This window comes from Daejeonella sp. (genome assembly GCF_017495225.1).
In the GTDB taxonomy this organism is placed as follows: Bacteria; Bacteroidota; Bacteroidia; order Sphingobacteriales; family Sphingobacteriaceae; genus Daejeonella.
The window spans coordinates 12612-27245 of sequence record NZ_JAFEIG010000011.1; the positions used below are offsets into that span (position 1 = coordinate 12612).

Consider the following 14634-nt stretch of genomic DNA (forward strand, 5'->3'; position numbering starts at 1 on the left):
GTTTTATTCCCATAAATTTTATCAAAATCCATCGTGCAAAATAGCGTAAAGCAAGAAATAGCAATTGTTTGGTTCAAAAGAGATTTACGCTTTACCGACCATGAGCCACTTTTTTACGCCCAAAAGCAAAATCTTCCCATTTTACTGATCTACTGCTTTGAGCCCTCTATCATGAATTTTGCCGATAGCGATGTACGACATTGGCGCTTCGTACATCAGTCTATTCAGGAAATGCAAACAAAACTAGCTGATTTAAACACCCAAATCGCTGTATTTCATAATGAGTCGACGCTAGTATTTGAAGAAATCCAGAAACACTATAGCATCAAAAAAATCTATTCTCATCAAGAAATTGGCAATAAAATTACTTTTGATCGAGATCTTGCCATGAAAGATTTTTGTTTAAAGAACAATATCCAATGGACTGAATACCAGCATAATGGGGTTGTACGGAAATTAAAATCTAGGAAGGATTGGGAGCGATTGTGGAAGCAAAAAATGGAAGAATCTCCAAAATTAATTGATGAAGGCAACTGGAATTTCCTAAACTTTGATTTAAATCTATACCAATCGCTCAAAGGGCCAGCATTGAATCCCGAAATAACCACTGAAAACAAATCCTTTCAAATGGGTGGCGAAAGCATGGCTTGGCGTTATTTACAAAGCTTCTTAAAGGATCGATACGTAAACTATTCGAAACATATTTCCAAGCCCGCATTGAGTCGTAAAAGTTGTAGCAGAATCTCCCCTTACCTCAGTTATGGTAATTTGAGCATGCGCATGGTCTATCAATTTACTGTTCAGCATTATCAAAAATCGGAGAATAAAAGAGCGCTTTCTAACTTCATTTCACGACTGCATTGGCATTGTCACTTTATGCAAAAGTTTGAAGATGAGTGCAGTATGGAGTTCGAAAATGTAAATAAGGCTTATAATGTGATGTTGAAGCCTAAAAACGAGTCATATATTTTGGCTTGGCAGAATGGCAAAACTGGAGTCCCAATTGTGGATGCTTGCATGCGCTGTTTAGTCGCAACAGGTTATATCAATTTCAGAATGCGTGCCATGGTGGTCTCCTTTTTTGTGTTTAATTTATGGCAAGATTGGCGCGAATTACATTTCCTTGCTCGTCAATTTCTAGATTATGAACCGGGAATTCATTATCCTCAATTACAAATGCAATCCGGCGTGACCGGTATCAATACCATCCGAATTTATAATCCCATAAAAAACTCACAAGAGCATGACGAGGAAGGAGTTTTTATTAAAACATGGATTCCAGAATTAAAAAATGTGCCTCCTGCCATCATCCACGAGCCCTGGAAAATGAGTCTGATAGAACAAAATCTCTATGGAGTACTAATTGATCAAGATTATCCCAAGCCCATTGTAGATATTGAAACTAGTCGCAAAGCCGCAAGCGATTTAGTCTGGAGCTTCCGCAAAACAAATGAGGTAAAAGTGGAAGGCAAAAGAATTTTGAAAAAACATGTGAATAATGAAGGTAGAAGACCATCAAAAAAGGTATAAAACTATTGAATAGAGATAATTCATACACAAATTACACGCATAAATATTATATTTAATTACGTATCACAATTTCAATTCACATCCCTTTTAACTATTATCGAAGGCTATTATTTATTCAAATACTCCCCTGCTGTTAAAACCGGTATAGTTGAACTTTTAAAATCTTTTTTATTCCTAGTGATGATAATATCTGCTTGATTATCCATTGCAATATAATATTGGAGTCCGTCTTCAAAATCAGAAAAATCAGATACCAATGCTAATTCAATGGCCTTATCATCTAAGGGAAGAATTTTTACCAAGACTTTAAATTTCGCCAAATACTTTTTCGCATCTACATATTTATAATGTTTAACTATAGAATAATAGGCATTTGCGAAAGTTAAGGAAGATATAAGTACCTGAATTTCATCCCTATCCGCTCGTGTAAATAAGGCCTGTGCATCTTTATAATAAGGCTCACGCTTTGCTAAAAGATCAATTACAATATTGGTATCGACAAAAACTTGCTCCATTATGAATATTTTTTATCGATATAATTTCTATAATCCTCTCTTTCATCATAATCACTAGGTATGATGCCTGTTAAACTTTCAACTAAAGGACTAATAGTATCTCTATTGTTTGACTCATGAGTTAATGAGTTTAGATAATTTTCTATTAGTTTAGATAAACTCACCTGGTGACTTCTAGCATAGCTTTTGGCCTCCGCTATTATTTCCTTATCCAAACTTAAAGTCAGTTTCGTATTCATAATAATAAATATACGTATAAAAATATAAAATAGTTACGTATAAATAAAATTTGAGAATAGAATTCTACCATGCCTCAGTATTATGATATTTTAAGTCTATAGCTCCTAATAGGTTTGCAATTAAATTAGCATTCACACAAATAAAATAGCGTAATTTGAAATAAACAATTCATTAAATCCATGAAAGTAAAATCCATTTATGTAAACCTTCCAGTCAAAAACCTTGAAAAGACGAGGGAATTTTGGACTAAGCTAGGTTTTTCCTTTAATGAGCAGTTTTCGGATGATAAAGCATTGTGTTTGGTATTAAATGAGGGACTTATTTACTCCATGTTAATTAGCCATGAGTTTTTTAGCACCTTCACCAACCGAGCCATCGCTGATGGTTCAACAACACAAGTTTTAGTGGCAATTGAAGTAGATAGCCGCGAATTAGTTGATCAAATTGTGGAAAATGCCTTAGAAAATGGGGCTAGTCGCTATAAAGAAAGCGCCGACCATGGTTGGATGTATTATGATAGTTTCGCAGATATAGACGGACATCAATGGGAAATAATGTTTACCGATCCGAGTCAAATAGCACAATAGTTTAAAAATACTCTTTAAATGAATCCACGAGTTGATCAATATCTTATTGATGGTTGTATGCGTTGCAAATATGGTGCAACGCCAAAATGTAAAGTCAATACTTGGCAAACTGAACTGAAAATACTCAGAGAAATTGCCCTTGAATCGGGATTAATTGAAGAAATCAAGTGGGGAGTACCGGTTTATACTCATCATGGTAAAAATATCATTAGTGTAAACGCTTTAAAAGAGTCGGCAAATATGACTTTTTTCAAAGGTGCTTTATTAAGTGATCAACATAAAATCCTACAACAACAAGGCAATATTCAGTCGGGAAGAATTGCAAAATTTACCAATCCGGAACAAATTGAAAAATTGATTGATGTCTTAATTTCTTACATAGATGAAGCTATAGAAATTGAAAAAAGTGGAAAAAAGGTGCCAATTCTTAAAAACCCTGAGCCAACTCCTATCGAGTTATTGCAGGCCTTCGAGGAAGATCAAACATTCAAAAAAGCATTTTATTCACTTAGTCCCGGTCGCCAAAGAGGCTATACCCTTCATTTTTTACAAGCTAAACAATCGGTCACTCGGATTGCCCGAATTGAAAAATATAGAGCCCAAATATTGAATGGTATCGGCTTGAATGATCGTTAAAATAAAGAAAAATATACATGCAATTAGATAAAAGAGTTGTTATTATTGGCGGCGGACTAAGTGGTTTAACTTTGGCCTATTTATTAAAACAAAATGGCTTACAAGCTCTAATTTTAGAGGCATCTTCTCGCTTGGGAGGAAGAATTCAGACCATTAAAGGAAAAAATGAAACACCTTTAGAGCTCGGAGCAACTTGGTTTTCGGATATACACCCCAATTTATTGTCGCTCATTGATGAATTGGAACTTATCAAGTATCCGCAATTTTCGAAAGGGATCTCATTTTTTAAAACCAAATCTTTCGAGCCAGCACAGCAGTTTTTTGTCCCGGAAGCTGAATTACCATCCTACCGTTTAGCAGGCGGCACACAAACACTAATTGATAGCTTGAGCGCTAAGCTAAACTCAGAAAATATCCAGCTCAACACAAAAGTTAAGGCAATCAAAGAATTAGACCATGAAGTTTTAATTGAAACTACTAACGGAAAAGAGTTTCAAGCCGATAAAGTAATTGTTTGTATTCCTCCACAACTAGCCCTTAGTAGCATTCAATATTTCCCGGAATTAGGTACGGATGTCAATGCTATTTTTTCAAATGTTCAAACCTGGATGTCGGGCTCCATCAAATTTGTATTAGAATATGATGAAGCCTTCTGGCGAAAAAATGGCCAATCGGGAATGCTATACAGCCATACCGGCATCATTAGCGAAATGTATGACCACACTAATATTGAAGGCAATAAATTTGGTTTTACTGGCTTTTTAAGTGGTGCAGCAGCAAACTATAGCCAAGAACTACGAAAAGAATTGCTTTTACAACAATTGCATGAATTGTTTGGCGAAAAAATCATGAAGCCTCTATCCTATTTCGATAAAATATGGAACGACGAATATATTTCTGGAGCGAATCAAATTATACAAAGACCGCATCAAAATAACGGACATAAAGTACTACAGGATAGTTATTTAAGTGGCAAACTATACTTTTCTGCGACAGAAACGTCTAGCATTTATCCTGGATATATGGAGGGTGCAGTTTGTGCAGCGAAGAGGGTGCTGAGGGATTTGAAGGGTTAGATATAATCTGGTTACTTTTTTAAGATAAATCGAAAAAAAAATTGAAAATAGTAACTTATAAGTTACTTTTGTTTTATGGTTGCTAAGGTTCGTGAAATCGTTGAATTTGAAAATCACTTTTTGAATTTTTAAAGAAACAATCTTTAAAAGTTCAAAATAAGATTTTTAAGATTATTGAGGTAATTGAAACATTAGAACGCGTTCCTAGCAATTACCTAAAAGCGATTAAAGGAACGGATGGACTCTTTGAAGCGAGGATTCAAATAGGCACAGATATTTGGCGAGTTTTTTGCTTTTTCGATCAGGGAAGACTAGTAATACTTTTGAACGGATTTACAAAAAAACACAAAAGACTCCTCAAAATGAAATTGATAAAGCATTACACCTAATGAATAAATATTATAAAAATAAAAACTGACATGAGCACAAGAACTTGGAAAGAAATCAAAGATGAAGTTTACGGTAACCATGGGACACAACGTCGTGATCAGTTAGAACGCGAATTTGAATCATTTAAAATTGGAATTCTCCTGAAAAAAGCTCGGGAAGAAAAACATTTAACACAAGAACAATTAGCCATTTTGGTTGATAAAAAAAGAACCTATATCTCTAGAGTTGAAAACGATGGGAGTAATATGACTTTAAAAACATTATTTGAAATTGTAGAAAAAGGACTAGGTGGAAAGGTTAATATTTCAATTGAAATTTAACAATAAAACCAAATGCCCGATTTAGCGCAATGTTACTCCACTGTCCGGATAGTTAAGCGCCAGCGCTCTACGGATTACCCAATATTGGGAGTCTCATGCTAGTGCACTGGAAAGTCAATGGATTATTGCTATTTTAAGATTTGCTTTTCCTAGCATGAGATTTCTCCATGCCAGATATTAACAGGTAACAGAGCGACATGAGAGGCATGTTCGAAATGACGGGTAGATTGAATGTAAATCCTAAATATTATTCAATGATTAATTCTTTGATTAGTTTTAATTCAAAAGAATTAATATAAAATATTTAGCTTTTATGTTTGTTTTTTTTTAAGTTTAGGTTTATAACTTTAATTTAAAGCAAATATCATGAACAACTCAAATTTCAAAGGCATATTATTGACTAATTATTCTTTTATTAATTATTCATTAGTTTTTGCTTTTATAGCGATATTTTTTTTCACGGAGAGAGAATCAGGATTTAGAGATACTGCATCAAATGTTATTCTAATATTAATGGTTTCTCTCTTAACCATAAAAATAGTAGGGACACACGGCCGTGTGTCTCTACTAAGGAATAGGGATGAAAATAGTTTAAAAATTATCTCCAGCATAATTATTAGAGTCTTATTGATTTTAGCAATATTGCTAGCCGTTTATTTTTTCTCGTAGAGACACACGGCCGTGTGTCTCCTACGTATTATCAAATATCGTAGAGACACACGGCCGTGTGTCTCCTACGTATTATCAAATATTTTTGGAGACACACGGCCGTGTGTCTACGGATTATCAAATATTTTTAGAGACACACGACCGTGTGTCTCTACGGATTATCAAATATTTTTAGAGACACACGACCGTGTGTCTCTGCGGATTATCAAATATTTTTAGAGACACACGACCGTGTGTCTCTACGGATCACCAAATAATATAAATTGACATCAAGTCAACCATCTAACCTATAAAATAGATTAATTTAGTCCTTTATAATTTTGATCTACAATTGTTATAAAGTCCAATGAAAAACGTTAAACTCATTTTCCCGCATCAATTATTTCAGTTTAACCCACTTTTTCAATTAGAAGGTCCCATTTATTTGGTAGAAGAGTTTTTATTCTTCAAACAATACAATTTCCACAAGCAAAAAATTACGTTTCATAGGGCCAGCATGAAGTTTTATCAAAAATTCATGTTGGACAAGGGTTTTTCTATAAACTATATCCAATCAACTGATAATGAATCGGATATAAGGCTCCTAATCCCAAAATTACATGCCTCTGGCGTGGTTACGATAAGCATAATCGACCCATGCGACAATTGGCTATTAAAGCGCATAAAAACCGCTTGCCAAGCCCTAAACATTCAAGTCAATGTCTTGGATTCGCCAATGTTTTTAAATAGCAATGAGGATTTAGAGGCCTTTTTTAAGCCTACAAAAAAGAAATTCTTCCAGACAGAATTTTATAAGCAAGAACGCATCCGCAGGAATATTTTAATTGATCAGCATGGTGGTCCGGAAGGTGGGCAATGGACCTTCGACGTCGATAACAGAAAGAAATATCCCAAAAACAAAGCAATTATTCCTGTTGAATTCCCAAACATCGATGAATTTACTAAAGAGGCATATCATTATGTAAATGAGCACTTTAGCAAGAATATTGGCGAACTGAGCGATTATTTTATCTATCCTATAGGTTTTGAAGCAAGCGAAAAATGGCTTCAACAATTTCTTGAAAAAAGAATGTCCGAATTTGGAGATTATGAGGATGCCATTTTACGACACGAAATCATCATTAACCATAGTGTGATAAGTCCCATGCTAAATATAGGCCTCCTCACCCCTAACCAAATTATCACCCAATTAATAGATTATAGCAGAAAAAACAGCCTCCCAATCAATTCGGTAGAGGGCTTTATCAGGCAAGTAATTGGCTGGCGCGAATTTATTCGTGGCGTTTATATCAGCAAGGGAACAGAAGAAAGGACTAAAAATTATTGGTCTTTTGACAAGAAAATTCCAGCTAGTTTTTATGATGGCACTACAGGAATTTTACCGATTGATGATACCATTAAAAAAGTCCTGAAAACGGGTTATTGTCATCATATTGAGCGACTTATGATATTGGGAAATTTCATGTTGCTTTGTGAATTTGATCCGGATGAAGTCTATCGTTGGTTCATGGAATTATTTATCGATGCATACGATTGGGTGATGGTTCCAAATGTGTATGGGATGAGTCAGTTTGCAGATGGCGGACTCATGTCGTCGAAGCCATACGTGAGTGGAAGTAATTACTTAATGAAAATGAGTGATTATCCCAAGGGCGAATGGCAAGAGATTTGGGATGCCCTTTTTTGGCGCTTTTTGGATAAACAACGTGTATTTTTCTTGAAAAACCCAAGGCTAAGTATGCTGGTCAGAACTTTCGATAAATGGGACGAAAGCAAGAAGGCAATGATGCATGAAAAGGCAGATAAATACCTCGACCAACTCTAAAAAAGGTCAAAAGAGCCTAAAAAAGGAATTGATTAAGTCCAAAATATGTCATTTAAGTGTCATTTACTGCTCCTCTAATTAAAAAAAATAGCTAAAAACAGCTTCTAGAAGAAAATTAACTGGTGTAAAAACTCAAATTTTATACCTATTGTTATTTCTGTTTTATTCTAGGTTAATAATTTCATGTTCAAACACTTAATTAATAAATCTATAGCTAAAATATAGATTAGAATAAACAAAAAATGATAGATATTTCTATTTAAGCTGTAAAAATATGCCTTGTTTGATCATTTAGAATGATTTTGAAAAAATATGATAAGAAAGAAATAATAATAATTTTGAAGAATAAAATATAAATAAATGAATAAGAAAATTTCAATTTTAGGATTATTTATTGCTTTTTCAGCAATATTATTAAACTCATGTAAAAAGAATGATAGTGACACAGTAAATTATGAGGAGAGTGTAGTGGTAGCTAATCGAGGAGCTGGCAGCATTAGCTTCATCGATCCAAATTCAAACATGGTTACCAGAACCCTATCAATTGCGGGTTCAGAACCAATGTATGTTGTTTATGTTGCAGCTAATGATAGACTTTATGTTGGGGATAGAGCTGGCAAAAAAGTTCATATCGTTAATCCGAATTCAAAAGTGGTTGAAAGTGCTATCACGGTGGGGAACGGTGTTTTTCATATGTGGGCAGACGGACAAGGGAAGCAATTATGGGTAAACAATGATGTAGACAATACAATTTCTGTAATTGACCTAAAAACAAATACGGTTACAAATACGATTAAATTAGACATGAAACCACATGATGTATTTTTAACTAAAGATGGAACAAAGGCCTATGTGTCTATCTTAAACTCAGTTGCAACTTCGCCTGATAAAATTTATATGTACTCTACGTCAAACTTTACCAAAACAGCTGAGGTAAATGTTGGAAAAGATCCACATTTGTACCATTTATCAAATTCAAACAAATTATTTGTGCCTTGTCAATCAGGCCAAGTTTATACATTAAATGGAGATAATTTAAGTGTAAGCTCTAATAATGCATTCGTAGGAGCACATGGTATATTTCCTGCACCTAATCAAAACACTGTTTTTGTAACTAATATTTCAGGAGCACAGCTTTATTCGATCAATGCAAGTACTAACGCACAAAACGGTAATGCATTGGCTTCAATAAGTGCAACTCCACATAATTTAGTAGTTAATGAAGCAGGTAATAAATTATTTGTTACACATTCTGGTGCAACAGCTTCTACAGTTTCAACTTATACGGTAAATGGAACTACCTTAAGTGCTGGTTCGAGTATAGCTACGGCGACTAATCCATTTGGGATTGCTTATTACAAGAGAAAAATATAAGTTATCAAATCATGGTTTTTTCCATGTAGCAATTATTGTTAATTATCAAGAATACGACCTATAAGCAAATTTATAGGTCGTATTTGTTTTTGGTTTTTGAGATTTTTCAAAAAAACAAACCTCGATCCTTTTCCTTAGTAAAAAGTGCCTCCATTGCTCCCATTGTAGTTCACCATTTTTTAACCATTTTACCATATAAATTTCCATCTTTGTATCATGGAAAAGTACTTCAAAGTGATGATGGATGGCTATACTGGTTATGCAAATTACTTTATCAATGAAATTCTGAATCCGAGCTGGCATAATTATTTTTATTGGCTGCTTGGGGCTTCCATACTTATTTATTTGGCTGAAATTGCCTTTCCATGGCGTAAAAACCAGTCCCTGATACGAGAACATTTTTGGCTCGATATTTTTTACCTTTTTTGGAACTACTTTCTATTCTCGCTCATTGCCTATAATGCCCTTTCGATGGTAGCAGTGGAGGCTTTTAATGATTTTATTGGCTTATTCGGAATTAGCAATTTAGTTGCAATTCAAGTCGGGAGCCTACCTGGATGGTCACAATTATTACTGATTTTTTTGTTACGTGATTTCATGCAATGGAATATCCATCGACTTTACCATCATGTGGGTTGGATGTGGGAATTCCATAAAGTACATCACAGCACTAAAGAGATGGGTTTTGCTGCCCTCCTACGCTACCACTGGATGGAAAATATCCTCTACCGAACACTAGAATACATTCCCCTAGCCATGATTGGATTCGGCATTAGTGATTTTTTCATTGTTCATATTTTTACGCTTGTAGCGGGTCAAATTGGTCACGCTAACCTAAATATCCCTTTAGGAAAGTTAAAATACATCTTCAACGGGCCACAGATGCACCTCTGGCATCATGCTAAGGAACTTCCTGAGAGTCACCCAAACGGCTTTAACTATGGCATAACACTCAGTGTTTGGGATTATATTTTTGGCACATATTATTGGCCATCAAACGACGAAAACCTGCCTTTAGGCCTTCCTGATGAAGAAAAATTTCCTGAAGATTTTGTGGGGCAAAATATAGAACCTTTTAGAAGAATTTTTAAGAGTAAATAGGGAATCTTTTTTGTACAACGCCTTCAATATTTTTGCCTCTATAGAACAATAATTAATTTTAATTATATATTTGTTCGCCTACGAAAAACATTCAAAATAATATTTGGTAAAATTTATTGAAGCGCAAGGAACTCAATCCAAGGCTATGTATTTACATAGATTAAGCTGTTTTCACTTGATGTAAAATTATTTATTAAAATTTTTAGGATGGATTTAAAAGAGAATACCCCAAATAGCAATCTCCCCAATTTACTCATTAAGACAATTCTGATACTATTATTCATTTATGGAGCCGCATACGCTCTTGGAGCCTTTGTTGCTCATTATGAAAATGTTCAGGATGAAAAAAAGAAAGAGTTAAATAATTAATAGACTTTAGAATATATATCAATAATTACCAAAATGGTAATAAAATACATAAAATGAAAAAAATACTACTTGCACTTCTCATCTCACATTCAATTATTTCTTGTAAAGGACAAAACAAAACTGAAAATCAGCAAACATCAGCAGCAGAAAAAACAAACTCTGCAACGGAAGGTGCCACGTTTAATGATGATAGTGGATGCGACAAGCTTTCAAACTTATATGAAGCAATCCCACATTTAGGCAGCTACAAAGATTTAGTTTTTTGGCAAGTTAGTTGCTTCGAAAATGAGGATCATAAATTTCTTGAGGTAGTTTATGGAAGCAGAAATTCATCTGAAGATTTAAAAATTAAATTTTATGATATTTCTGGTAAAAAGCCAACTGAAAACAATGCAATTTCCCAAGGAAAGGCGAATTTTAGCACCATAAATTATCCTAAAGAAGTATTTCATTGCTATCCAAGTAAAATTAACCGCTTTGATAATGCAACAATTAATTTAAAGGGAATTAAATCTGAAAGTAATGATGTTGTTTATACAGCAACCTACAAAGATAAAATCATGATTTCTGCATTGATTAGAGTTAAAAGTATAAAAGATGTAAATGATGTAGATAATTTCATGAAAGAATATTTAGAAAAAATTAATTTAGATAAGATTATTAGTAATCCATAATTATCATTTAATTTCATTCTGAGACTATTTATAATTCTATAGCATAATTTATACTAATAAATTAAAATCACTAAAAACCTTTTCATAATACCATTGTTATACCCCTAAGATAATCCCAAAAGCATTTAACAGCTTCAAATTAAAATGTTAATGCCTATTTTCTTGTTGATTCAACAAAAACGAATCAGATTGTATAATAAATAGCTATAAAAATGAAAAGTAAATTACTCTGCCAAAGTTGCAGTATGCCACTTGAAATTGATCATGTAAAAGGGACTGAAAAAGACGGATCGAGAAGTAATGAATACTGTATTTATTGCTATGAAAATGGCCTTTTCAAGGACCCAAGCTTAAGTCTAGCAAAAATGCTTGATATCGTAGAAACGCAAATGGAAAAGATGAATTTACCTTCAACAATCATTCAGTCTTCATTAAATAAAATTCCGAAACTGAATAGATGGCGAGTATTATCCGAAAAATAATTTTAATCATTAAATAAAATCCATCAAAAAATAAATATAAAACAATCATAATGAGAGTTTTATAAAAATCAGATAAATTCCATCCCTAATAAAAATTAAAAACGCTTCAATATTTTTATCTGATTAATTCAAGCCAAAAAAATTAAAATACCAACCGGGAAAGGAGAGGAAGATCCCTTGGATATTGTGTGCTAGTTGAGTGCACAATATCTGAAGGTGATTTTCATGTAAATTTATTTTATTATATAGGTTTTTTTGAGGTCGCTGTGCACGTCCCCCTCTAGAGGGGGCTGGGGAGGATTATTAAACAATTTTCCGGATAATCTTTGTAACGTACTAAAAAAATACTTTTTTGATTTAATACTGAAATGCGCTTACTAAATACAATTAATAAACGCTCCACCTCCACCCTCAAATTTTACCTTAAAAAGAAATTTCATCCAATAAAAGATCTTAATTTCACCCCATTGAATTGTCTGATTAGCAAAACAATCCAAAAAATGAAATGAGAAGACCTTGGAACCTAATTGACCCTCCTGTTTACAGCCTAGCTACCTATTGTGATGGTCAGGTAAACATGAATATATGCACCTATGTAACTGCCATAAGCATGGAGCCAAAAATCTATGCCATCGCTATTTACAAGAATACCAAGACTTTAGAAAATATGTATAACTCTGAACAGGCTGTTTTACAATTCCTTCATCCTGAGCAGTTTAAACTCGTCAAAAATTTGGGTCAGCGGACTGGTTTAAATTTTAATAAGCAAGCATATCTCAAGAAAAACAATTTACTAGAAAGTTGGAACGACTATGAGGTGCTAAAAAATACATCAGCACGCATTTTACTTCAGAAAATTGAGTTCAAAGAAACTGGCGACCATATATTATTCACCTTTAGGACAGAAAAATACAAAAGCTATCATCCAGAAGTTTTAACTTCGGAGACCCTAAGGATTAAAAAAATTATCAGAGCATGACCGAAGCAGAAACCGACCGTATAATTGAAATGGCATGGGAAGATCGCACCCCATTTGAAGCGATAAAAATACAATTCGGCTTCAGCGAGTCTGATGTGATTAGCCTCATGCGAAAAGAGTTGAAGAGAAGCAGCTTCAATCTATGGCGCAAACGCGTAAACAGCGGTGTAAGTCAGAAGCACCTCCATAAACGCACTGATGAGATTAACCGCTTTAAATGCACCTTGCAGCGCAATATTAGCATGAATAAAATCAGCAAACGCTAAATGAAAGGGGTAAAAAAAGAAAATCTACCCTCCAAAATTTGCCTTGTTTGTGGGCGCCCCTTCACCTGGCGTAAAAAGTGGGGAAAAGTATGGGAAGAGGTCAAATATTGTAGCGATAAATGCCGCAAAGGGAGATAAGTCCTACAAAACCCAAAAAACCTGCATGCCCAGCTCATTTAAAAATTTTCTTAAATTGCCTTCTATATTGATTGTCTAAATAAAGGATTCAGAATAATTTTAAAGAAAGCCTAATAACATAATGCAAAACTCTGATTCTGAATCAATTATATCAAAAGCCAAGAATATTCCTTTTTTATTTTATTTAATAAAGTGGCTCTTCTTTTCTGCTCTGATTGGCATTTTAGCAGGTTCTGCCTCCGCATTTTTCTTAGTCGCCTTAGATTTTCTAACAAATTGGCGTGAAAACCACCTTTGGATCATTTCATTTTTACCAATAGCAGGTTTAGCAATTGGCTTGGCCTATCATTATTCGGGTTCTGATGTGGTGAAAGGAAACAATTTAGTCTTGGAAGAGTTCCACCATCCTAATAAGCTTATTCCCTTAAAAATGGCCCCATTGGTCCTTTTAAGCACATTAGCCACACACCTTTTCGGAGGCTCTGCTGGTCGCGAAGGCACAGCCGTACAAATGGGAGCAGCTATTTCAGATCAGTTCAGTAAGTTGTTTAGCTTAAATGAAAACGATCGAAAAATTCTATTAATTATTGGCATCAGCGCAGGATTTGCGGCTGTTTTTGGCACTCCCCTAGCAGGCGCTGTATTTGCACTTGAGGTTTTAATCTTAAAAAAGTTTAAAACAGATGCCATTTTTCCGAGTTTAATTGCTGCATTTATTGCCGATTTTACCTGTCTAGCCTGGAATGTAAGTCATAGCAATTATAGCATTCCGCTTGTACCCGAAATGGGAATTATCAATCTTTCATGGGCGGCATTTGTGGGTATTATTTTCGGAATGGTTGCCTGTTTTTTTTCAAAATCAATGCAAACTTGGAGCAATTTATTCAAGAAATGGGTTAAATACGCCCCTTTTCGTCCCATGATTGGCGGTATTGTAATTGCATTGGCAGTTTTTTTCATCGCTGATACCAAATATATTGGCTTAGGTATTCCAACTATCCAAAGTGCCTTCAGCAATAATTTAGAACCTTACGATTTCATCTTAAAAATACTATTTACCAGCTTCACCATTGGTGCAGGTTTTAAAGGCGGTGAAGTTACTCCCCTCTTTTTTATTGGCGCCACATTAGGCAATGCGCTGGTTTGGTTTGTCCCACTTCCTCTTGCATTATTAGCCGGAATGGGCTTTGTAGCAGTATTTGCGGGTGCTAGCAATACTCCAATTGCCTGTACCCTAATGGGGATAGAGCTTTTCGGAGTCGAAAGTGCTGTTTTTATAGGGATAGCCTGTCTCCTTTCCTACTTCTTCTCAGGCCATAAAGGGATATATAGTTCGCAAAATCAATCGCGACTCAAAAAAGCATTTTATAAGAAATTAGGATTAGAAAAATAGGGCTTAAGGATGCCTATTAGGATAAAATCTGATCATGACGCTTGATAATATCTTGAAAATTTAGTATATT

General features: G+C 34.4%; 18 protein-coding genes. 16 read left to right on the forward strand and 2 right to left on the reverse strand.

The window, feature by feature from the left end; all coding sequences use genetic code 11:
* Positions 1-33 precede the first annotated feature (33 nt).
* Positions 34-1530 (forward strand): deoxyribodipyrimidine photo-lyase, encoded by a 1497-nt coding sequence (locus QZ136_RS04120; RefSeq protein ID WP_291400638.1) that lies wholly within the window; start codon positions 34-36, stop codon positions 1528-1530.
* Between the two features lie 107 nt (positions 1531-1637).
* On the opposite strand, the gene QZ136_RS04125 is transcribed toward QZ136_RS04120, so the two are convergent.
* Positions 1638-2045: a PIN domain-containing protein gene (locus QZ136_RS04125; protein ID WP_291400640.1), complete on the reverse strand. Its 408-nt coding sequence runs from the start codon at positions 2043-2045 to the stop codon at positions 1638-1640.
* Entirely contained in the window at positions 2045-2284 is a 240-nt protein-coding gene (locus QZ136_RS04130) for a DUF6364 family protein (protein WP_291400642.1), read from the reverse strand. The genes QZ136_RS04125 and QZ136_RS04130 overlap by 1 nt, the downstream gene beginning before the upstream one ends.
* 180 nt (positions 2285-2464) lie before the next feature.
* On the opposite strand from QZ136_RS04130, the gene QZ136_RS04135 reads away from it, so the two are divergent.
* The 15 genes from QZ136_RS04135 (at position 2465) to QZ136_RS04205 (ending at position 14564) form a co-directional block, all read left to right on the forward strand.
* Positions 2465-2872, forward strand: a complete 408-nt coding sequence (locus QZ136_RS04135; protein ID WP_291400644.1) for a VOC family protein — start codon at positions 2465-2467, stop codon at positions 2870-2872.
* Positions 2873-2890: 18 nt separating this feature from the next.
* Positions 2891-3508, forward strand: a complete 618-nt coding sequence (locus QZ136_RS04140; protein ID WP_291400645.1) for a DUF1801 domain-containing protein — start codon at positions 2891-2893, stop codon at positions 3506-3508.
* A 17-nt stretch (positions 3509-3525) separates the two neighbouring features.
* Positions 3526-4584, forward strand: coding sequence for an NAD(P)/FAD-dependent oxidoreductase (locus tag QZ136_RS04145; RefSeq protein ID WP_291400647.1), 1059 nt, complete (start codon positions 3526-3528; stop codon positions 4582-4584).
* 182 nt (positions 4585-4766) lie between these two features.
* The gene (locus QZ136_RS04150) at positions 4767-4973 is read left to right on the forward strand and encodes a type II toxin-antitoxin system RelE/ParE family toxin (protein WP_291400860.1); all 207 of its coding nucleotides are present in this window, start codon (positions 4767-4769) and stop codon (positions 4971-4973) included.
* 30 nt (positions 4974-5003) lie between these two features.
* Complete coding sequence (locus tag QZ136_RS04155; RefSeq protein WP_291400649.1) at positions 5004-5294, forward strand: helix-turn-helix transcriptional regulator; 291 nt, start codon at positions 5004-5006, stop codon at positions 5292-5294.
* Between the two features lie 1015 nt (positions 5295-6309).
* Complete coding sequence (locus QZ136_RS04160; RefSeq protein WP_291400663.1) at positions 6310-7788, forward strand: cryptochrome/photolyase family protein; 1479 nt, start codon at positions 6310-6312, stop codon at positions 7786-7788.
* Between the two features lie 360 nt (positions 7789-8148).
* A complete protein-coding gene (locus QZ136_RS04165) occupies positions 8149-9162 on the forward strand; it encodes a YncE family protein (protein WP_291400665.1) in 1014 nt (337 codons plus the stop codon).
* A 216-nt stretch (positions 9163-9378) separates the two neighbouring features.
* Positions 9379-10263, forward strand: a complete 885-nt coding sequence (locus QZ136_RS04170; protein WP_291400667.1) for a sterol desaturase family protein — start codon at positions 9379-9381, stop codon at positions 10261-10263.
* 207 nt (positions 10264-10470) lie between these two features.
* The gene (locus QZ136_RS04175; RefSeq protein ID WP_291400669.1) at positions 10471-10632 is read left to right on the forward strand and encodes a hypothetical protein; all 162 of its coding nucleotides are present in this window, start codon (positions 10471-10473) and stop codon (positions 10630-10632) included.
* Between the two features lie 53 nt (positions 10633-10685).
* Complete coding sequence (locus QZ136_RS04180) at positions 10686-11306, forward strand: hypothetical protein (protein WP_291400671.1); 621 nt, start codon at positions 10686-10688, stop codon at positions 11304-11306.
* A gap of 212 nt (positions 11307-11518) precedes the next feature.
* On the forward strand, positions 11519-11788 hold the full coding sequence (locus QZ136_RS04185) for a zinc ribbon domain-containing protein (RefSeq protein ID WP_291400672.1): 270 nt from the start codon (positions 11519-11521) through the stop codon (positions 11786-11788).
* A gap of 505 nt (positions 11789-12293) precedes the next feature.
* The gene (locus tag QZ136_RS04190) at positions 12294-12767 is read left to right on the forward strand and encodes a flavin reductase (protein WP_291400676.1); all 474 of its coding nucleotides are present in this window, start codon (positions 12294-12296) and stop codon (positions 12765-12767) included.
* The gene (locus QZ136_RS04195) at positions 12764-13033 is read left to right on the forward strand and encodes a TIGR03643 family protein (protein ID WP_291400680.1); all 270 of its coding nucleotides are present in this window, start codon (positions 12764-12766) and stop codon (positions 13031-13033) included. Before QZ136_RS04190 ends, QZ136_RS04195 begins: the two co-directional genes overlap by 4 nt.
* Positions 13034-13171 (forward strand): DUF2256 domain-containing protein, encoded by a 138-nt coding sequence (locus QZ136_RS04200; RefSeq protein WP_291400682.1) that lies wholly within the window; start codon positions 13034-13036, stop codon positions 13169-13171.
* Positions 13172-13292: 121 nt separating this feature from the next.
* Positions 13293-14564 carry a voltage-gated chloride channel family protein gene (locus QZ136_RS04205; RefSeq protein ID WP_291400684.1) on the forward strand — a complete coding sequence of 424 codons (1272 nt, stop codon included), beginning with the start codon at positions 13293-13295 and terminating at the stop codon, positions 14562-14564.
* Positions 14565-14634 lie beyond the last annotated feature (70 nt).